The sequence below is a fragment of the Microbispora sp. CSR-4 genome (assembly GCF_008033685.1).
Lineage (GTDB): Bacteria > Actinomycetota > Actinomycetes > Streptosporangiales > Streptosporangiaceae > Microbispora.
On sequence record NZ_VJVX01000063.1, the window covers coordinates 1 to 19,573 of the forward strand.

The window sequence follows — 19,573 nt, forward strand, 5'->3', positions numbered from 1 at the left end:
GCCGGGGTTGCTGCCGGCGACCGGGCAGGTGCTCCCGCTCTCCAGCGTGCACCGCCTCGCCCGCACCAGCACGTTGGTGCGGATCGTCATGAACGCCGACGGGCAGGTGCTCGACATGGGCCGAAAAGTCCGCCTGGCCACCCCCGCCCAACGCCGGGCCATCTACGCCCGCTACGCCACCTGCTGGATCGACGGCTGCCCGCTCCCGGCGACCATGTGCCAGATCGACCACGCCGACAACTGGAGCACCGGCGGGCTCACCGACCTGAAGCTGCTGGGACCGGCCTGCCAGTTCCACAACCGCGACCGCTACCAGCACCCCGACCGCTACACCCGCCGCAACGTAGGCGAAGACCGCTGGGCCTTCACCTACCACCGGATCGGGAGCAGACGGCCGCGCGTCTAACTCGCTTGGTGAAGGGGCTGGAACTGGACACTGAGCCGGACCTCAAGGGCTTCGGCGAGACGCTCCAGCATGGGAAGGATGGGCATGGTGCCGCCGGCCTCGAAGCGGGCGACAGCAGGTTGCTTGAGACCCGCGCGCTCGGCCAGCTCCGTCTGCGTCAGGCCGAGCTCCTCCCGACGTCGCCGCACCGCGTCACCGAGTTCGAAGCGGAGGCGAGCGGCCTCATAAGCGGCTCCGGTGCCTGGACGACTCATGATCTCGGCGCGTTTGTCCGACCATGCCTTGCGCTCGCCCATGTCGATCACTCCCCGTCCGCCGTGTGCGCCTCCGCGATACATCGCCGCATCGCCCGCACAGCTCGCTCGATCTCGGCCATCTCCCGCATCCGCTGTTTGTACAGTCCCTTTGCGGAAGGCCGTAAGCAGAATGATGCGTCTTCCCGGCGCGATCCAGTAGGTGATGGGAACCGCGTCCCGGAAGAGATGGAACCAAAGGTTCGAGCAGCGGGCAGCCCACGCCGCTTCTAAGACGTGGGCTGCTGCGATCTTGTCTCAGTCGAGCAGCATGGTGCCGGTCCGGCCTGCGACGGTGATCGGGCTCTGGGGCTGCGGCCTTCCGCCTGTGTCAGCGGGCTTCGAGGTTGCCGTGCGCCTCGATGGAGAGGTCCTGCCAGTCGGACCAGGTCTTGAGGCGGGCGGCGTATGCCTGCTCGATCAGCGGGTGGAAGCCCTTGCCGAACAGCACCCGCAGCGGCGGGTTGTCGGAGTCCACGAGCTTCAGCAGTGCCTGCGCCGCGGCGGCCGGGTCGCCCGCGGGCAACTTCCCGGTCAGCGCCCCGAGGCGCTGACGGAGACCGTCGTACGCCGGGTCGGGCGTGGCCATGTGGCCGTTGGCCAGCGGGTCGGGGTTGTTGCCGTTCCGGGTGGCGAAGCCGCCGGGCTCGATGATGGTCAGCTTGACGCCGAACTCGGCGACCTCGCCGGCGAGCGCCTCGTTGAGGCCCTCCAGGGCCCACTTTGAGGCGTGGTACGCGCCGCCGAGCGGCATCGCGATCACCCCGGCGGCCGAGGACAGCTGGATGATGTGCCCCGAGCGCTGCTCGCGCAGGTGGGGCAGCGCGGCCTGGACCACCCACACCGCGCCGAACAGGTTGGTTTCGAGCTGGTCGCGCAGTTCCTGTTCGGTGAGCTCCTCGATCGCGCCGACCTGGGCGTAGCCCGCGTTGTTGACGATGACGTCGAGCCGCCCGAAGTGCTCCTTGGCGCGCCGCACGCTCTCGAAGACGGCGGCCCTGTCGGTCACGTCCATCTCCAGGAGGAGCACCGCGTCCCCATAGGTGTCGGCCAGCGCCTTCAGGCTCGCGGTGTCGCGGGCGGTGGCGGCGACCTTGTCGCCGCGCGACAGGGCGGCCTCCACGAAGTTGCGGCCCAGGCCGCGGGACGAGCCGGTGACGAACCAGACCTTCTGCATGGCGTGCTCCTTGTTGCTGCGTTCAGCCGTTACAACCCCCTGGACGAGACGGCCGGCGCAGACGTGAGATCGCCCGAGTGTGACCTGCGGCACAATGTCATCTTTGTCCGGCATGGTGATATCAATGGTCGGCGTGACCCGCGTCGAGGAGTTCCAGGAACTGAGGCCGCTGCTGTTCGCGATCGCCTATCGCATCCTGGGCAGCGTGAGCGAGGCCGAGGACGCGGTGCAGGAGGCCTGGCTGCGCTACGAAGGCTCCGCGACCCAGGCCGAGTCGCCCAAGGCGTTCCTGTCGGCGACGGTGACGCGGATCTCGATCGACGTGCTGCGCTCGGCCCGCGTGCGGCGCGAGGCGTACGTCGGGCCGTGGTTCCCCGAGCCACTGCTGACCGACCCCTACCAGGACCCTGAGCGGTCGGCGGAGCTGTCCGACTCGTTGTCGATGGCGGCGCTGATCCTGCTGGAGCGGCTCAGCCCGCTCGAACGCGCCGTCTTCGTGCTCCGTGAGGTGTTCGCCTGCAGCTACCGGGAGATCGCCGACGCGGTGGAGCGGTCGGAGGCGGCCTGCCGCCAGCTCGCGCTGCAGGCGCGCCGTCACATGGACGCGGGCAGGCCCCGCTTCGAGGCGGATCGCCAGGCGCGTGACCGGCTCGCCGGGCGGTTCCTCCACGCGATGCGGGAGGGGGACGTCGCGGGGCTGCGGGAACTGCTGGCCGCCGACGTCCAGCTCGTCAACGACGGCGCCGGCAAGATCGGGAGCACGATCCCCCTCTTCGGCGCCGCGAGGGTCGCCCGGGTGCTGTCGGTCACCATCCCGCCGTTCGCCCGGATCGGCGCGGTGCTGGAGGCGCACGAGGTGAACGGCCAGCCTGGCTTGATCATCCGCGACCGCGAGGGCCGCGTCTTCAACGTCTGGACGTTCGACATCCTCGACGGACGCATCCAGACCATCCGCTCGATCGTCAATCCCGACAAGCTCGCCCACCTCGGCCCCGTCGCCGACGCCCACGCGGTCATCCGCGAGAAGAAGCAGACCCGGCGCGACCAGCGGACCTCTTGATCGGCGGGCGACCACAGCGGCGATCCTGGCGTTGTCGGCCGCGCTGCGGCACCGCCGTCCGACGCGGCCCCCGCACGCGCCGGACGGCGAGAGGCGCTCCGGCCGGCGCGGTGACGCGGGCGCCGGAAACGGCGAGCCCGGCCGGAGTGCTCAAGGATCTACAGGTCGAGCAGGTCCGCCGACACCTGCCAGAGGAGGGTGGCGGCCTCCGGGTCGACCGCGTACGCCGCGACGCCCCGGCCCTCGCCCGACTCGACGACCTCCGCCTCCTGGTTGTCCTCGAAGTAGCGTCCGCTGACGCCCTCGACCAGCGGCGAGGCGGCGAGCAGCACGGAGGTGGCCGCGCCCTGCTCGGTGTTCTTCCACGTCACGCCGGTCGAGCTGCCCAGCGCGCGGCGACGCTCGATGTAGTCGGGCTCCAGGTGCCGCTGCAGGCCGGTGGGGATGCCGCCGGGCATGAGCGCGTTGACCGCGATGCCGTCGCCGGCCCACCGCCGGGCGGCCTCGACCGCGAACAGCACGTTGGCCGTCTTCGACTGCCCGTACGCGAGCCACGGGTCGTACGGGCGCTCGTTGAAGTGGATGTCGTCGAAAACGACCGGCGAGCGCAGGTGGGCGCTGGAGCTGACCGACACGACGCGGGCGCCGCCGGCCGCGGCGAGCGCCGGGCGCAGGCCCGTGGCCAGCGCGAAGTGACCGAGGTGGTTGGTCGCGAACTGCAGCTCCCAGCCCTCCGGCGTCCGCGTCTCCGGGCAGGCCATCACGCCGGCGTTGTTGACCAGGATGTGCAGCGGCCCTTCCCACGCCGCGACGAACGCCGCGACGGAGGCCCGGTCGGCGAGGTCCAGCGGCGCGACGACGACGGACGCTCCTGAGGTCGTGGCGGCGATGTCGTCGGCGGTCCGCTTGCCCGCGTCGAGGTCGCGGACCGCGATCGTCACCTCCGCGCCCGCCGCGGCAAGCGCCCGCGCGGTCTCGACGCCGATGCCCGACGCGCCGCCGGTCACGATCGCCCGCCGCCCGCGCAGGTCGATCCCCTCCATGACCTCGGCCGCGGTGGACTGCCCATTGAACGGCGTGGTGAACGGCGTGGTGATGCGGGTGGTCTGAGTCATGTTCGTCCCCGTCCCCTACGGCGGCGGCCCTTCTGGGGCGCCGGCCGCTACAATCAGGAAAACCGGAGGAACCTCCGGTACGCCTGGAACTCTAATCGGAGGGTCCTCCGTTTAGCAACTCGTGCTCGTGGAGGAGCTGTGTCCACCCCCGCTCGACCCCCCGCGGCCAAGCCGTTGCGTGCCGACGCCCGGCGCAACCGCGAGCGGCTGCTCGACGTCGCCGCGCGGGCGTTCTCCCACGACGGGCCGGATGTCACGCTCGACGCGATCGCGAAGGAGGCCGGTGTCGGCATCGGCACGCTCTATCGCCACTTCCCCACCCGGGAGGCGCTGATCGAGGCGGCCTACCGCAACGAGCTGGCGAAGCTGTGCGACGCGGCGGCCGAGCTCGTGGCCGAGATGCCGCCCGACGAGGCGATGCGCACCTGGATGGACCGTTTCATCGACTACCTGGCGACCAAGCGGGGCATGGCCGACGCCCTGCGGGCAGTGATCGCCTCCGGCTCGAACCCGTACGCGCAGAGCCGCGACCGGCTGCTCGGCGCGATCGGCACGCTGCTCGACGCGGGCGCGGCGACCGGGGTCCTGCGGCGGGACGTGCCACCCGAGGACGTGCTCACCGGCGTGAACGGCATCTGCCTCGCCGCCGGGGAGGCCGCCCAGCGCGAGCAGGCCGGGCGCCTGCTCGACCTGCTGATGGACGGCCTGCGCCGCGGGGCGCCGGGCGCGCCGGCCTGAGCAGAGGGCCTGCGGCACTCACACCCGGTGCCAGCGGGCCTCCGCGAAGCAGTAGACGGCGAACAGCACCAGGCCCACGGCGACCACGACGAGCAGCCAGGGACCGGCCGGGGTGTCGGCGAGCGCCTTCACCGCGCCGTCGACGCCGGCCGCCTTGCCGGGGTCGTACGTGAGGGCGGCCCGGCCGATCAGGACGCCGGCGGCCAGCGCGATGACGCCGCGGGCGATGTAACCGGCCTTGCCGAGCTTGACGACGACACCACGGGCCCGGGGCTCGGTCACGTTCATGTCCTTCATGAACTTCGCGGTCCAGCCCGCGTAGATCCAGAAGGCACCGAGGGCGAGCACGCCGAGCGCCATCAGGCCGACCAGGAACTGCCCGCCCGGCAGCTCGAACAGCGTCTTGGTTACGTCCTGCGACTTGCTGTCGGACGAGGAGGCCGGCTGGTTGCGCGTGAGCAGCGCCACGATCGAGAACACCAGGGCGGCGTAGACGACGGCCTTGGCCGCGGCCTGCACGCGTTCCTTGACCCCGGGAGTGCCCCAGACGGCCTCGGAGACCTGCCAGATCGTCAAAGCGGCCAGGCCGGCCGCCATGACCCACAGCAGGGGGTCGCCCAGGGGCGCGTCGCGGACGATCTGGAGCGCGCTGCTCTTGTCGGCCTGCCCGCCGCCGCCGAAGGCGATGTGCAGCGCGACCAGGCCGATGATCGCGTAAAGGACGCCCCGGGCGGCGAACCCGGCCTTGGCGAGCCTCTCCAGCACGGGGTGATCGGCCGCTCTGCGGGCCGCCCCCTCGAGACGGCGGCCGGCCTGATGCGCGGTCGTCATCACGGCTCCTCTCCTCACGATCGGTCCGGGTGACCGGTCACCCACTGGGCGGTCACCTACTGACCAGGGAGAGGAGGATCAAACATCGGCCAGACGCAGGGCCTCCGCCGCGACGGCGTGCCGGAGGTCGCGGATGCCGGGGCGGCCCCGCAGCGGGTGGACGTTGTTGGTGAGCAGCACGACGGTCAGCCGGCGGACGGGATCGACGACCAGCGACGTGCCGGTGAAGCCCGAGTGGCCGAACGCGCCCGCGAGGGGCCCCACGGTGGCCGGGTCGTCGATGCGCACGCCGAGCCCCTGCCGGAAGGCGGCGCCGGGCACGCCCTGGTCGCGCAGCATCTCGGCGGTCCAGGAGGGCGACAGGACCGGCCCGCCGCCGGTGCGCAGCGCCTCGCCGAAGCGGGCGAGGTCGGCGGCGGTGGAGAACAGCCCGGCGTGCCCGGCCACGCCGCCCAGCGCGTGGGCCGTCTCGTCGTGCACCTCACCCCGCACGCACGTGCCACGTTTGAACTCGGTGGCGACGGCCAGGCCCGGCTCGACCGGCCCGTACGTCGTGGTGCCGAGCCCGAGCGGCCCGGTGACCCGTTCGCGCACGAGCACGTCCAGCGGCGCGCCGCCGGCGGCCTCCGCCACCCGCCCGGCCGTGATCATGCCGACGTCGGAGTACCGGTGCGTCCCCGGCGGCCCCTGCACGGGCGTGGACAGCACCAGATCCCAGCGGGCGTCCTCCGGCTCCTTCTCCACCCGGCGGCTCGCGGGCAGGCCCGCCGAATGCGTCAGCAGGTGCCGCACGGTGATCTCGGGGCGGTGCCCGTAGAACCGGGGCAGCCGTACGGCCACCGGCTCGTCGAGGTCGAGCACGCCCTCCTGGGCCAGCGAGACCAGCACCGTGGCCGTGAACAGCTTGGTCACGGAGGCGAGGTCGAACAGCGCGTCCATGGTCACGGCCGGTCGTTCTGGCAGCAGTTCCCCGGACGGGTCGGCGTATCGCACGGCCTCGCCCACGGCGGCCTCGGCGACCGTGCGCCCGTCAAGGGCGATCACGGCGACCGCCGCCGAGGCGACCTCGGGCACGGCCGCCCGCAGGACGTCTTCGAGCGCGGACATCCCGTCAAGAGCTGCGTTATCGGGCACTGTGTTATCGGGCACTGTGTTATCGGGCACTGCGCAGCGCCGGGCCGAGCCGGTTGCCGTGCGCCGCGAGCAGCTTCCGCGCCTCGTCGGCGCCCACCCCACGCTCGATCATCACGACGGCCGTCTTCACGTCGCGTCCGGCGCTCTCCAGGACCTCCCGGGCCCGCAGCACCTGCGCGCCGGTGATCTCGGAGACGATGCGGGCCGCCCGGTCGACGAGCTTGGAGTTGCTGGCCACGACGTCGACCATGAAGTTCCCGTACGTGCGGCCCGACCTGATCATGGTGATCGTGGAGATCATGTTGAGGACCAGCTTCTGGGCGGTACCGGCCTTCAGCCGGGTCGAGCCGGTGACCACCTCGGGCCCCACGATGACCTCGATGCCGTGATCGGCGGCCCGCGCGAGCGGGGTGCCGGTGTTGCAGGCCAGTCCCACGGTCAGCGCGCCGAGCCGCCGGGCCTGCTCGACCGCAGCGACGACGTACGGCGCGCGCCCGCTGGCGGAGATGCCGACGACGGAGTCGAGCGGGCCGACGTGCTTGTCGCGGATCACGGCGGCGCCCGCCTCGGCGTCGTCCTCGGCGCCCTCGACGGAGCGCACGAGCGCGGCCTCGCCGCCCGCGATGATGCCCTGCACCAGGTCGGGGTGTGTGCCGAAGGTCGGCGGGCACTCGGACGCGTCGAGCACCGCGAGCCGCCCGGAGGTGCCCGCGCCCACGTAGAGGAGCCTGCCCCCGTCGCCCATCCGCGCGGCGATCGCGTCGATGGCCGCGGAGATCGCCGGGATTGCCCGGCCCACCGCGGCCGGGACGGCGGCGTCGGCCGTGTTCATGAGCCGCGCGATCTCCTCCGTCGGGAGCGTGTCGATCCCGCTGTAGCGGGGATCGCTCTGTTCGGTGGCGAGAGCGGCGAGTGAGTGCGTCATGGTCGTGGTTCCTCGGCTTCGGAGACTTCATGGATCGCGTGCGTACGGGTCTTGAGCTGCTGGTGAGCGCGCCGAAGGCCGGGCGGCGACGGGTGGGCCTCGTCACCAACCCCACCGGAGTCCTGCCCGATCTGACCGCCGCCGCGCCGGCACTGCTGGCCGCCGGAGTGCCCGTGACCACGGTGTTCGGCCCCGAGCACGGCCTGCGCGGCACGGCCCAGGCAGGCGGTGGCGAGGGCGACACCGTCGACCCGGTCACCGGCCTGCCCGTGCTGGACACCTACCAGAGGACCGGCGGCGAGCTCGACGCGCTGGTCGCCTCGTCCGGGGTGGACGCGCTCGTCTTCGACGTGTGCGATGTGGGCGCGCGCTTCTACACCTACGTCTGGACGATGTACGACCTCATGGGCTCGGCGGCCCGGCTCGGCCTGCCGTTCACCGTGCTCGACCGGCCCAATCCGATCGGCGGCGCGGTGGCCGAGGGCCCGGTGCTCGACCCGGCGTTCGCGAGCTTCGTCGGCCGTGCCCCCCTGCCCGTACGGCACGGCCTGACGCCGGGCGAGATCGCGTTGTCGGTCAACCGGTCGCTCGGGTGCGAGCTGGAGGTCGTGCCGATGGAGGGCTGGCGCAGGGAGTGGCACTTCGACCGCACCGGGCTGCCCTGGGTGATGCCGTCGGCCAACATGCCGACCCCCGACACCGCCCTGGTCTATCCCGGCACCGGGCTGCTGGAGGGCGTGAACGCCGCCGAGGGCCGGGGCACGACCCGGCCGTTCGAGCTGGTCGGCGCGCCGTACGCGGACGGGCGGTTCGCCGCCGCGCTGAACGACCTCGGCCTGCCCGGCGTGCGCTTCCGCGACACGTGGTTCACGCCGACGTTCGGCAGGCACGCGGGCGTCGTGGTGCGCGGCGCGCAGCTCCACGTGACCGACAGGGCTGCCTTCCTGCCGGTGCTCACGGGCGTGTCCGTCCTGCACGTGCTGCGCGCCCTCTATCCGGACGACTTCGCCTGCGAGCCGTTCCTCGACCTGCTGTGGGGCTCGGCGTCGCTGCGCGAGCACCTTGAAGCGGGCCGCGACCCCCGGGGGCTGTGTCCTCCGCCGGGCCCGCCCCGAGGCGAACTGCTGTACGACTGACATCAGCCCAGCGCGCGGCGGTAGAGCCAGAACACCCGCTCGGCGCGGGCGCCCACCGCCCGGGAGTAGAAGCGGAGCGGGCCCACCCAGCCGATCTGCGCGGACGTCTGCCCGGCGGCGGCCTGCTCGTCGAGGCAGCGGCGCAGCAGCACCCGGCCCACGCCGAGACCGCGGGCGGCAGGCGCCGTGCCCATCGGCCCGAACCACAGCGGCCTGGCGCCCCAGGCGGCGAAGCCGAGGATCTCCCCGTCGCGATAGGCCCGGTCGCGGTAGGCATAGTGGAGGCCGGTGGCGTTCTCGGCCTCCCAGGCCCACTTGTCGTTCCACTGCTCGCGGACGAACGCCGCGACCGCCGCGCGCTCCCCCACGGGGGCCGCGGTGACGGTGACCCCGGCGGCGGCGAGCTTCGCCAGGTCGGCCTCGTGCTCGGCCTCGTCGTAGCGGGCGGGCAGGTCGGCCGTCATGTTCCAGGCCACGCGATACTGCTCGTATCCCAGGCGCTCGGCCAGGCAGGCGGCCGGGGTGTAGCGCACGTCGATGCCGGGCCAGGCGTAGCAGGGCGGATTGCCGGCGAACCTCGCCTCGGCCGCGCCGTGCCCCCGCATCCACTCCTCGGCCGCGCCGACGAGCGCCCGCCCGATGCCCCGGCCCCGGGCGGCGGGGTCCACGGCGATCAGGTCGATGTGACCGGCGCCGTCCGCGCCGATCGACGCGAACACGGCGCCGTCCCGGTCGCGGGTGGCCAGGACGGTCCACACCCGGTCCTCCGGCGGGCCCGCCAGGTGCCGTACGACCAGGGGGGCCTCCTCGGCGTCGGCCCACAGCGCGGCAGCGGCCAGGCGCTCCAGCGACTCGTCGGCCTCGGCCGGGAGGATGTCCGTCACTCGACCACCCCCACCGGGATCACGCTGCGCCGCCTCGGGTGGAAGCAGGCGTACTCCTGCTCGATGTCCTGGTCGCGGGCCAGCACGGGCATCTCGTTCGCGCAGCGTTCGGTGCTGAACGGGCAGCGCCGGGCGAACAGGCAGCCGGCGTCGGGCTCGCCCTCCCGCTGCATCTCCTTCGGCACGACCCGCTCGGCGCCCGGCCGTTCGAGGCCGTGCAGCACCGGGATGGCCGACAGCAGCGACTGCGTGTACGGATGGACCGGGTCCGCGATGATCTTCTCGGTGGCGCCCCGCTCGACGACCTGGCCGCGGTAGAGCACGTACAGCTCGCCGTCGTCGCCGATGTAGCGGGCGGTGGCGATGTCGTGGGTGATGAACAGCACGCCGACGTTCAGCCGCTCGCGCAGGTCCTTCAGCAGGGCGAGGATGCCCAGGCGCAGCGACACGTCGATCATCGAGACGGCCTCGTCGGCGACGAGCACCTCGGGGTCCATGGTGAGCGCGCGGGCGATCACGACACGCTGCCGCATGCCGCCCGAGAGCTGGTGGGGATAGCGCGGGAGCACGTAGCCGGGGTCGATGCCGACCATCGCCAGCAGCTCCGCGGCCCGCCCGTCGACCCACGACCTCGGGCGGCCCGTCTGCTTGGCGCGCAGTTTCAGCGGCGCCTCCAGCGTCTGGTGGATCGTCCGGGTGGGGTTGAGCGCCGAGTACGGGTCCTGGTGGATGAGCTGGACGCGGCGGAAGTACGGCTGCCGCCTGCGGTGGCTGAGCGACGACATCGGCACGTCGTCGATGACGATCTCGCCGGCGTCGTGGCTCTCCAGCCCGGCGATGATGCGGCCGAGGGTGGTCTTGCCGCTGCCGGACTCGCCGATGAACGAGACCGCGCCGCCCTTGGCGATGGCGAAGTCCACGCCGCGCAGCGCGGGCACCTCGCGGGCGCCGAGCACGCCGCCGCGCTGCTTGAAGACCTTGGTGATCCCGGTTCCCGTGATCACACGAACTCCTTCCGCTTGATCAGCGTGAGGTGGCGGTCGGCGGCGTGGCAGGCGACGGTGCGGCCGTCCCGGTTGACGGCCACGGGCTCGTCGGTCTCGCACACCTCCATGCGCCGCTCGCAGCGGGCGCGGAACACGCAGCCCTGCGTGGGCAGCGTCCCGAGCGTCGGTGGGCGGCCGGGCAGCGCCCGGGCCAGCGACAGGTCGCCCGTCAGGCGCGGGATTGCCCTGATCAGGCCCTGCGTGTACGGGTGCCGGGCCTCGCCGAGCACCTCGGTCACCGGGCCGTGCTCGACCACCCGGCCGCCGTACATGACGGCGAGGCTGTCGGCGACCTCGGCGACCGCGCCGACGTCGTGGGTGATGACGAGCGTGGTGAGCGCCCGCTCCTCGTGGACCTCGCGGATGATCCGCAGGATCGTGGCCTGGGTGATCATGTCGAGGGCGGTGGTCGGCTCGTCCAGAACGACGACCTTGGCGTTCAGGACGAGCGCGAGCATGATGCCGACCCGCTGGCGCATGCCGCCGGACAGCTCGTGCTGGTAGGAGTCGAGCACCCGGGCGCCGTCCATGCCCATGCGGGCCAGCAGGTCCTTGGCGTCGCGCACCAGCCCCCGCAGGTCCTCCACCTCGTGGGACCGGCCGAGGTCGAGCAGCTGCTTGCCGATGGTCTTCAGCGGGTTCAGCGAGTTCTGCGCGGCCTGGAAGACGTATCCGACCTGGCGACCGCGGGCGCGGCGCAGGTCCTCGCCGCGCAGCGTCAGGACGTCGCCGAGGCCGTCGATCTCGACACTGCCGGCCGCGATCCTGCCGGGCGGCTGGACGGCGTTGAGCAGGGAGAGCGCGAGGGTCGACTTGCCCGAGCCCGACTCGCCGACGACGCCGGTGATCGTGCCGGGGGCGAGGGTGAGGTCGACGCCGCGTACGGCGGGCAGCTCGCCCGCGGGCGTCTTGTAGACGACCGTGAGGTCCCGGATCCGGACCCCGGGGGCGGCCGTTTCATTAGACATCAGGGCTACTCCTCCCGCAGGCGGGGATTGAAGATCTCGTCCATCGCGTCCACGATCAGCACGATGCCCAGCGTGAGCAACAGGATCGCGATCAGCGGGGCCAGCAGGTACGGCAGCGCGGCGGGGGTGGTGAGCGCCCCGCCGTTGAACACGGCGAGGTTCAGCATCACGCCCCAGTTGTTCGACTCGAACGGCAGCACGCCGAGGAAGAACAGGCCCACCTGGGCGTACACCGCGCCGGTGACGGCGATGAGCATGTTCATCGCGATGTACGGCGCCATGCTCGGCAGCAGTTCGCGGCCGATGATGTGCCGGGTGGGCAGGCCGAGCCCGCGGGCGGCCTCGATGAAGCCGCGCTCGCGCAGCGACAGCGTCTGGGACCGCACGGCGCGGGCGATGCCGCCCCAGCCGAGCACGCCGAGCACCAGGCCCATCTCCAGAGGGCTCTCGAACTTCCACACCGTGGACAGCACGAGCAGCAGCGGCAGGCCGGGGATCGCGAGGTTCATGTCGGTCAGCCGCATCAGCAGCGAGTCCCACCGGCCGCGGTGGAAGCCCGCGACCAGGCCGATGAGCGTGCCGAGGGCGACCGTGATGACGGCCGTGGCCAGGCCGGTGAGCAGCACGTAGCGCGCGCCGGTGACGACCAGCGCGAGCACGTCGGTGCCCTCGAAGTCGGTGCCGAAGGGGTGGGCCAGGCTCGGCGGCGCGTACAGCGCGTTGTCGTCGCGCGGCAGCTGGGCGGGGTAGAGCAGCGGCCCGGCCACGCCCATGAGCGCGAACAGGGCCACGATGACCACCCCGGCCATGCGGCTGGGCTTGCGCCGCAGCACCCGCCACACCCCGCGCCAGAAGTTGCGCCGCAGCGTCGCCCGGGTGGTGCCGGCGGGCAGGGCGCCGGGGCTGATCGTCCCTTCCGGGTTGACGATGACGGTCATGCCGCGCCTCCGCTCCTGACCCGGGGGTCGATCACCGTGTACAGCAGGTCGGCGACGATGTTGGCGACGACGATGCCGACCGTGATCACCAGGAACGTGCCGCCCATGAGCGCGTAGTCGCGGCTGCTGATGCTGTTGACGAGCAGCAGGCCGAGGCCCGGGTAGTTGAAGATCTCCTCGATGAAGATCGAGCCGCCGAACAGCATGCCGATCGACAGGGCGAGGATCGTGAACAGCGGCAGGATCGCGTTGCGCGCGAGGTACCGGAACACGAAGCCCCGCTTCAGGCCGCGCAGCTCGGCCGCGAGGATGAAGTCGTCGCCGAGCACGGCGACCACGTTCGACTTCATCGCGAGGATCCACCCGCCATAGCTGGCCAGCGTGTACGTGACGACCGGCAGCACCGCGTGATGGATCAGCGAGCCGATGTATCCGGCGTTGAAGCCGGGGACGAACTCGACGTCCACCGGGCCGCCGGACGGCATGATCGGCCACAGCGTGGCGAAGATCGCGGTGAGCAGCAGGCCGATGACGTACACCGGCACGCCGTGCAGCAGCGAGCCGGACAGCGCGAGCATGTCGCCGAGCTTGCCCGACCGCTTGATCGCGGCGTAGACGCCCATGGTGACGCCGAGCAGGAAGCTCAGCAGCGTGCCGGCGAGGACCGGCAGCACGGTCCACCGGGCGGCGTGCCCGATGAGCGTGGTGACCTCCACGCCGGGCGTGCTGAGCGAACGCCCGAGGTCGAGGTGGAGCAGCGAGCCCATGTAGCCGACGTACTGCTGCCACAGGTTGCCGGTGGGCAGGAAGCCGTACAGGACGGCGGTGGCCCGCTCGGCCTGCTCGGGCGACATGCCCTTCTGGATCAGGCTCTCGTACTGCCCGAGCACGGGGTTGCCGGGGATCTCCCGGATGATGACGAAGCTGATCGTGGCGACGACCCAGATCATGGCCAGGCCGCGGACCAGGTGGCCGCCGATCTTCCTGGCGATGGCGCCCAGCCGGGGACGCCCCGGAACGGCGTGCGTCATGCCTGCCCCTTCTCCGCTTTCCTGATCATCCCGAGCTGCATCCACACGCCGGACGACAGCCGCAGGGACTGGTCGTCGTCGGGCGGGAACGCGGTGTAGCGGGAGGTGTTCACGAACTGGGTGTTCACGTAGTCCCAGAGCTGGACGACCGGAAGCTGCTCGTTGGCGACCTTGGCCAGGACGCCGACGATGCGCTTCTGCTCGTCGTGGGACGCGTAGTTGAGCCTGCTGGTCAGCTCGCCGGGGTCGACCATGCCGGCGGTGCCCGCGTCGACCTTCTCCGGGCCGCCCATCCAGTTGCCCTCGGTGCCCGGCGCGACGTGGCGCAGCCTGCCGCCGAACATCTGCCAGCCGTTCGCCTGGCCGAACAGCCGCTGGAAGATGTTGTACGGCGAGGGGCCGAGGCCGATCAGCCAGAACCCCAGGTCGTACTTGCCGTCGGCGAGCTCGCCCAGATAGAGCGTGTAGTCGGCGGCGGTGACCACGCTCGCGTCGATGCCGTGGTCCTCGAGCTGGCTGGTGATCGACTTGGCCGCGGCGACCCAGTCGGAGAACGACGCGGGCACGTGGATGCGGACCTGCCACGGCCTGCCGTCCGGCAGGGTCCAGTGGCCGCCCCGCTTGGTCATGCCGGCCGCCTTCAGCTCGGCGTCGGCCTTGGCGGGGTTCACGCGGTACTGCTCGAGCGAGTCGAACGCGTCGCCCAGCCAGGCCCGGGCCGCCTCGGCGTGGATGCCCGAGGTGGTGACGGCGGGGGTGCCGCCCTCCGGAGAGGCGATCTTCGTGACCTGGGCGCGGTCGATCAGGTAGGCCATCGCCCGCCGCACGTGCACGTTGTCGTACGGCTTGCGCGCCTCGTTGAACGCGAGGGAGACGGCCACCGGCGAGTAACCCTTGACGATCTTGCTGCCCTTCGCCTGGCGGATGCGCTCCATGACGGCGGTGGGCACGGAGGTGAAGGGGGCGTTGTCGAGCCGGCCGGCGATCAGGTAGTTCCAGATCTGCTCGTTGCCGGTGTAGTTGAGGATCTTCACCTTGTCCGGCACGATGTTCTGCCGCGCGTAGAAGTAGGGGTTGCGCGTCAGCAGCGCCGCGCCGGGGTTCACCCGTTCGAGCACGAACGGCCCGGCGGACACGTCGTGACCGGGGTCGAACGCGATGACCGTCTCCGCGAGCCCGGTGATCTTGTTCTTCGCCTTCTCGGCCGCCGCGCCCTTGCCGTGCTGGGCGACCTTGAGCGTCTGCCAGAAGTCGGCGGGCAGCAGCTTCCCGAAGACGTGCGCGGGCACGACCACGGTCGACAGCAGGTTGGCGAGGAACGTCGAGCTGCGGTTGGCGCCCTGGGTCACCCGGATCGTCTTGGGATCGACGACCTGGATGTCGGCGGCGGCGCCGGCCGCCTTCGGGTCCAGCGCGTACGCCGTGCCGCCCTGGGTGTAGGCGAGACCGATCGAGACCCGCACGTCATCGCTGGTCACCGGCTTGCCGTCGGACCACCTGGCGTCCGGCTGCAGGCGGATGACGACCTCCGACCGGTCCGGGGACACGCTCCAGCTCTTGGCGATTGCCGGGTAGAACTGGTTGGGATCGGTGGGGTCGTTCTTGGGCCACGCCAGCGCCATGCCGTTGTATCCCGAGAAGACCGACCCGACGGGGTTGAACGGGTTGATCGGCGCGCTCGCGTTGATCTGCTTGCTGCCGTCGATCGTGGTGTACACGCCGCCGCCCTGCTGGGCGGTGTCCGTCGTCCCGGTAGTGCCGCAGGCGGTCACGGTGACGATGGACGCCACCGCCATGATCGCTGCGAGTCGCTTCATGGGCTGCTCCTGGTTCCCGATTGCCTGGACAATACGGGCGCTCTCGGGATGGAGTCAATTTTTTCCACGAGCAGACAAGGCTATGGAGATAATTTTTACCCGAGGCCACCACCTGCGAAGACATCGTCATGAGGAGGGTCAGACGCCCCCGGTGAGCCACCGCGCCGCCGCCCGCGCACAGGCCGTCGAGTTGCCGTGCGTGGCGAGGTAGAGCCGGCCGGCGGGCGGTCCCGGGACCCCGGTCTCGACCACGACCGCGTCCGGGCGGGCCCGCAGCGCGTCGTCGAGGAGCCGCCGCATCCAGGCGTGCCGTACGGCGTCGTGGACGGCGATCACGAGGGGGCGCCCGGTCTCGCTCAGGTCGGGCAGGCGCCCGTCCTCGTGCACCTCGGCCGTCACCGTCCCGGGGAGGATCTCCTCGATCGCCTGGCCCAGTTTCAGCGGGGTCGCGCGGCCGACGGCCTGGCTGGGCCGCGCCGCCAGGTGCACCACCAGCGGCGCCTTCGTCAGCGGCGTCACCGCCTGGTCGGCCGGGGTGGCGCGCAGGGCGGCCGTCGCCGCCGCCAGGCCGAGGCCCTCGTCGGCGTCGCGGGCCACGGCGGCTCTGGCCTCGGCCTGCGCGTCGTACCACGCGGCCAGGTCGCGCACCCGGCCCGCCGCCTCGGCCAGGCGTTCCTCCGCCAGCCGTCCCTCGCGGACCGCTCGGGTGATCGCGTCGCGCAGCGCGTACACGCTCTCTCCCCCGGCCGAGGACACCCCGACGCAGATCGCGTCGGCCCCGGCGGCCAGCGCGCGGACCGCGATCTCGCCCGGCTCGTGCAGGGCGGCGACCGCGCGCATCTCGATCGCGTCGGTCACCGCGAGCCCGTCGAACCCCAGCTCCTCGCGCAGCAGGCCGGTGAGCACCTCCCGGCTCAGCGTCGCGGGGAGCGTGTCGACGGCGGGGACCAGCAGGTGACCGCACATCACGGCGCGCACCCCCGCCGCGATGGCGGCCCGGAACGGCGGCAGGTCGCGCCGTTCGATCACCTCGCGGGAGGCCCGTACGGCGGGCAGCGCGAGGTGGGAGTCGGTCACGGTGTCGCCGTGGCCGGGGAAGTGCTTGGCGCAGGCGGCGACCCCCGCGCTCTGCAGTCCCTCGATCCACGCGGCGCCGTGGCGGCCGACCTCCTCCGGGTCGCAGCCGAAGGACCGCACGCCGATGACGGGGTTGCGGGGGTCGGCGTTGACGTCCACCACGGGGGCGTAGTCGAGGGTGACGCCCGCGGCGGCGACCATCCGGCCGATCTGCCGCGCCACCCGCCGGGTCAGCGACACGTCTCCGGCGACGCCCAGTGCCATGTTGCCCGGCCAGGAGCTGCCGGTGGCGGCCTCCAGCCGGGTGACGGCGCCTCCCTCCTCGTCAACGGCGACGACCACGTCCGGCCGCTCCCGGCGCAGCTCGGCGACCAGGGCGGCCGTCCCGGCGACCGCGTCTCCGTTCGCGGGGCCGGCAGAGGCGCCTTCTCCGGTGCTGTCAGCGGCGCCGTGACGGACGCCGTCACGGACGCCGTCACGGTCGACGTTGCGGGCGAACAGGACCACGCCGCCCAGCCCGTCCGGGAGCGCCCGCCGCAGCCACCCGGGCGGCTCGGTGCCCTCGAAACCGGGCTGGAGCACGGCCATCGCCATCCGGTCCAGCTCGCCGCCGATCATGCGACCTCCTGCCCGATCAGCACGCGGTGCGCCTCGGCGGCACGGGGGTCGCCGGGGAGGGCGGCCCGCACCGCGAGCGCGGCGGCGCCCGCCGCGTTGTCCCGGGCGCGCACCAGCACGGCCCACCTGCCCAGCTCGGCCCGGACCAGGTGGGCGAGCTCGGTCGGCTCGGTCAGCAGCGACCCGGCGAGCACCAGCGGCCCGCCGCCCGCCTGGTCCGGGCCGCCCTCCGCCCGCGCTCCCCTCCCGCGGTCGCACTCCCCCGCCACGACCCGTGCCGTACGGCACAGCCTGCGGGCCGCCTCCGCGACGATGCCGCGCGCCACCTCGTCGCCCTCGCGGGCGGCGGCGTCCAGCACGGGCGCGAGCGTGCCCAGCCAGGCGGGCCCCGACTCGGCCACCCGCGCGTACACGGCCGCCACCAGGGCCTGGGTGAGCGCGGGCCCGCCGTCGTCGCCGGCCACCCCTGGCCCGAGGACGGCCTCGGCCACCCGGGCGACCAGCACGGTGGGCGCGCCCCGGCCGTCGACCGCGTTCAGCGCCGCGGCGGCGGCCCGGCGGCCCAGCCACACGCCCGACCCCTCGTCGCCCAGGAGCCAGCCGAGACCGTCGGCCCGCCGCACGATCCGGCGGTCGCGGACGCGGGCGCCGATCGCGCCGGTGCCGGCCACCAGGACCACGCCGTCCGGCTGGTCGGTGGCGCCGGTGAAGGCGACGAGCACGTCGGCGACCACCCCCGGACGCCCGGCGAGCCCCGCCTCCCGCCAGGCCCGCTCCGCGACCTCCGCCGCGCGGGCGGCTCCGGCCAGGCCGAACACGCCGCCCGCGACCCGCGCGGGGTCGAGGCCCTCCAGCGCGCCGAGCAGCGCGGCGCGCAGGTTGGCGGCGGGGTCGGGGACCGAGATCGCGTTGGCGCCGCCGGCCCGTCCCCGCCCGGCGATCTCGCCCGACTCGGTGACAACGACGCAGCGCGTGCTGGTGCCTCCCCCGTCCACCCCGACGAACAGAGCCCCCACGGCCGCTCCTTTGTAGATACCTTCCATCAACCTACAAGGCGATGGAAATCTTCTACAACGGCCGGGATGCCAGCTTATTTCTTGCTGTCGGTGAGATCGACGAGTGCGGTGGCCGCCCGGAAGAACTTGTTGCGGCCCAGGTCTCCCACGGTCTTGACGTGGAAGGCCTTCTTCAGCAGCTCCGCGTCCTCCGCGCTCACTCCGGCCAGCGCCTCCACGGGCGCCTTGACGATCTCGTCAAGGGTCTTGTCCTCGTATTCGCGGTCGAGCAGCTTCGCCAGGTCTGCCGATACAGCCATGGTTCCCCCTATCGAACACGCCCCCCGATATCTCTTGAAGTGCCCAAACGGCACATTTCCTAAGCCGCCGCGATCACGGAGCTCCCGTAGTCCCACAGGCGATCCGCCGCGTCGGGGTCGAGCGCGTGGGCCGCCACTCCGCCGGGGATCCCGGGGGCGGCGGGCGGGGCCTCCTGGTTGTCCTCGAAGTAGCGGCCGGTCACGCCCTCCACCAGGGGCGAGGCCGCCAGCAGCACCGACGCCGCCGCGCCCGCGGCGACCGACTTGAGGTAGGGCTGAGGGATGATCTCGCCGTTCTCGTCGATCGCGCCCATCTCGCGCATCATCGCTTCGTCCATGTGGCGCGTGAGGTTGGTGAGGATCCAGCCGGGGTTGAGGGCGTTCGCCGTGATTCCGTCGGCCGCCCACCGGCGCGCCCCCACCGCGAGCAGGACGTCCGCCGTCTTGGACTGCGCATAGGCCGTCCACGCATCGTAGGGCCGGCGCTCGAACTGCGGGTCGTCGAAGTCGAACGGCGCGGCGAGATGGGCCCCGGAGCTGACGACGACGATCCGCGCCCGGCCCGCCGCCCGCAGGCTGTCGTACAGGCCCAGGGTGAGGGCGAAGTGTCCGAGATAGTTCGTCGCGAGCTGCAGCTCCCAGCCCTGCGCGCTGACCTGGCGCACCGGGAGCGCCATGATTCCGGCGTTGGCGACCAGCACGTCGAGCGGGCCGCTCCAGTCGCGTACGAACGCCGCGACCGACGACAGGTCGGCCAGGTCGAGCGCGGCCGACCGTACGGTTCCGGGCGTGTCGGCGAAGGTCGCCGCGATCCGCGCCCCCGCGGCGGGATCGCGGGTGGCGATGGTGACCTCCGCGCCGGCCTCGGCCAGGACCCGGACGGTTTCGGTGCCGATGCCGGAGGAGCCGCCGGTGACGACGACGCGCCGCCCGGACAGATCCACCCCCTTGATGACCTCTTCGGCCGTGGCGTGCGAGTGGAACGGAGTGGTGATGCGAGTCGTTTCGCTGTGCATGAGGCCACGCTAGAAGTCCTGCTTCGGACTATCTATGCTGGAAAGTCC

The 19,573-nt window shown here is 72.5% G+C and carries 20 protein-coding genes; 4 read left to right on the forward strand and 16 right to left on the reverse strand.

Annotation, left to right across the window (positions count from 1 at the left end; all coding sequences use genetic code 11):
• The coding region (locus FLV34_RS33230; protein WP_147944977.1) for an HNH endonuclease signature motif containing protein at positions 1-406 on the forward strand (406 nt) is incomplete at its 5' end.
• Here FLV34_RS33230 and FLV34_RS33235 read toward each other — a convergent pair.
• A complete protein-coding gene (locus FLV34_RS33235; protein WP_142648807.1) occupies positions 403-702 on the reverse strand; it encodes a helix-turn-helix domain-containing protein in 300 nt (99 codons plus the stop codon). The genes FLV34_RS33230 and FLV34_RS33235 overlap by 4 nt on opposite strands.
• A 328-nt stretch (positions 703-1,030) precedes the next feature.
• Positions 1,031-1,876, reverse strand: a complete 846-nt coding sequence (locus FLV34_RS33245) for an SDR family NAD(P)-dependent oxidoreductase (RefSeq protein ID WP_147944978.1) — start codon at positions 1,874-1,876, stop codon at positions 1,031-1,033.
• Between the two features lie 124 nt (positions 1,877-2,000).
• Here FLV34_RS33245 and FLV34_RS33250 point away from each other — a divergent pair, with 124 nt between their 5' ends.
• Entirely contained in the window at positions 2,001-2,936 is a 936-nt protein-coding gene (locus FLV34_RS33250; protein WP_315985223.1) for an RNA polymerase sigma-70 factor, read from the forward strand.
• 158 nt (positions 2,937-3,094) lie between these two features.
• On the opposite strand, the gene FLV34_RS33255 is transcribed toward FLV34_RS33250, so the two are convergent.
• A complete protein-coding gene (locus tag FLV34_RS33255; RefSeq protein WP_142648809.1) occupies positions 3,095-4,051 on the reverse strand; it encodes an SDR family NAD(P)-dependent oxidoreductase in 957 nt (318 codons plus the stop codon).
• A 138-nt stretch (positions 4,052-4,189) separates the two neighbouring features.
• Between FLV34_RS33255 and FLV34_RS33260 the strand changes: the two genes are divergently transcribed.
• On the forward strand, positions 4,190-4,789 hold the full coding sequence (locus FLV34_RS33260) for a TetR/AcrR family transcriptional regulator (RefSeq protein ID WP_147944979.1): 600 nt from the start codon (positions 4,190-4,192) through the stop codon (positions 4,787-4,789).
• A gap of 18 nt (positions 4,790-4,807) precedes the next feature.
• Here FLV34_RS33260 and FLV34_RS33265 read toward each other — a convergent pair whose 3' ends face one another.
• From FLV34_RS33265 to murQ, 3 genes are all read right to left on the reverse strand, one after another.
• The gene (locus tag FLV34_RS33265) at positions 4,808-5,620 is read right to left on the reverse strand and encodes a DUF1206 domain-containing protein (RefSeq protein WP_142648810.1); all 813 of its coding nucleotides are present in this window, start codon (positions 5,618-5,620) and stop codon (positions 4,808-4,810) included.
• A gap of 78 nt (positions 5,621-5,698) precedes the next feature.
• Complete coding sequence (locus FLV34_RS33270; RefSeq protein WP_142648811.1) at positions 5,699-6,727, reverse strand: serine hydrolase; 1,029 nt, start codon at positions 6,725-6,727, stop codon at positions 5,699-5,701.
• A 46-nt stretch (positions 6,728-6,773) separates the two neighbouring features.
• Complete coding sequence (murQ, locus tag FLV34_RS33275; RefSeq protein ID WP_147944980.1) at positions 6,774-7,679, reverse strand: N-acetylmuramic acid 6-phosphate etherase; 906 nt, start codon at positions 7,677-7,679, stop codon at positions 6,774-6,776.
• A gap of 29 nt (positions 7,680-7,708) precedes the next feature.
• Here murQ and FLV34_RS33280 point away from each other — a divergent pair, with 29 nt between their 5' ends.
• Positions 7,709-8,815, forward strand: coding sequence for an exo-beta-N-acetylmuramidase NamZ domain-containing protein (locus FLV34_RS33280; protein ID WP_147944981.1), 1,107 nt, complete (start codon positions 7,709-7,711; stop codon positions 8,813-8,815).
• Between the two features lie 2 nt (positions 8,816-8,817).
• On the opposite strand, the gene FLV34_RS33285 is transcribed toward FLV34_RS33280, so the two are convergent.
• The 10 genes from FLV34_RS33285 to FLV34_RS33330 all read right to left on the reverse strand — a co-directional run bounded on the left by FLV34_RS33285 (position 8,818) and on the right by FLV34_RS33330 (position 19,525).
• Entirely contained in the window at positions 8,818-9,699 is an 882-nt protein-coding gene (locus tag FLV34_RS33285; RefSeq protein WP_142648814.1) for a GNAT family N-acetyltransferase, read from the reverse strand.
• The gene (locus FLV34_RS33290) at positions 9,696-10,703 is read right to left on the reverse strand and encodes an ABC transporter ATP-binding protein (protein WP_147944982.1); all 1,008 of its coding nucleotides are present in this window, start codon (positions 10,701-10,703) and stop codon (positions 9,696-9,698) included. The genes FLV34_RS33285 and FLV34_RS33290 overlap by 4 nt, the downstream gene beginning before the upstream one ends.
• On the reverse strand, positions 10,700-11,713 hold the full coding sequence (locus FLV34_RS33295; RefSeq protein ID WP_142648816.1) for an ABC transporter ATP-binding protein: 1,014 nt from the start codon (positions 11,711-11,713) through the stop codon (positions 10,700-10,702). Before FLV34_RS33295 ends, FLV34_RS33290 begins: the two co-directional genes overlap by 4 nt.
• Before the next feature lie 5 nt (positions 11,714-11,718).
• Positions 11,719-12,651 (reverse strand): ABC transporter permease, encoded by a 933-nt coding sequence (locus FLV34_RS33300; RefSeq protein ID WP_142648817.1) that lies wholly within the window; start codon positions 12,649-12,651, stop codon positions 11,719-11,721.
• Complete coding sequence (locus tag FLV34_RS33305) at positions 12,648-13,682, reverse strand: ABC transporter permease (protein ID WP_147944983.1); 1,035 nt, start codon at positions 13,680-13,682, stop codon at positions 12,648-12,650. The genes FLV34_RS33300 and FLV34_RS33305 overlap by 4 nt, the downstream gene beginning before the upstream one ends.
• The gene (locus FLV34_RS33310; protein ID WP_142648819.1) at positions 13,679-15,499 is read right to left on the reverse strand and encodes an ABC transporter substrate-binding protein; all 1,821 of its coding nucleotides are present in this window, start codon (positions 15,497-15,499) and stop codon (positions 13,679-13,681) included. The genes FLV34_RS33305 and FLV34_RS33310 overlap by 4 nt, the downstream gene beginning before the upstream one ends.
• 138 nt (positions 15,500-15,637) lie before the next feature.
• Positions 15,638-17,194, reverse strand: a complete 1,557-nt coding sequence (locus FLV34_RS33315; protein ID WP_147944984.1) for a glycoside hydrolase family 3 protein — start codon at positions 17,192-17,194, stop codon at positions 15,638-15,640.
• Positions 17,191-18,210, reverse strand: a complete 1,020-nt coding sequence (locus FLV34_RS33320; RefSeq protein ID WP_142648821.1) for an N-acetylglucosamine kinase — start codon at positions 18,208-18,210, stop codon at positions 17,191-17,193. Before FLV34_RS33320 ends, FLV34_RS33315 begins: the two co-directional genes overlap by 4 nt.
• Positions 18,211-18,284: 74 nt before the next feature.
• Positions 18,285-18,509, reverse strand: a complete 225-nt coding sequence (locus tag FLV34_RS33325) for a hypothetical protein (protein ID WP_142648822.1) — start codon at positions 18,507-18,509, stop codon at positions 18,285-18,287.
• A gap of 59 nt (positions 18,510-18,568) precedes the next feature.
• On the reverse strand, positions 18,569-19,525 hold the full coding sequence (locus tag FLV34_RS33330) for an SDR family NAD(P)-dependent oxidoreductase (protein WP_142648823.1): 957 nt from the start codon (positions 19,523-19,525) through the stop codon (positions 18,569-18,571).
• Between the last annotated feature and the right edge of the window lie 48 nt (positions 19,526-19,573).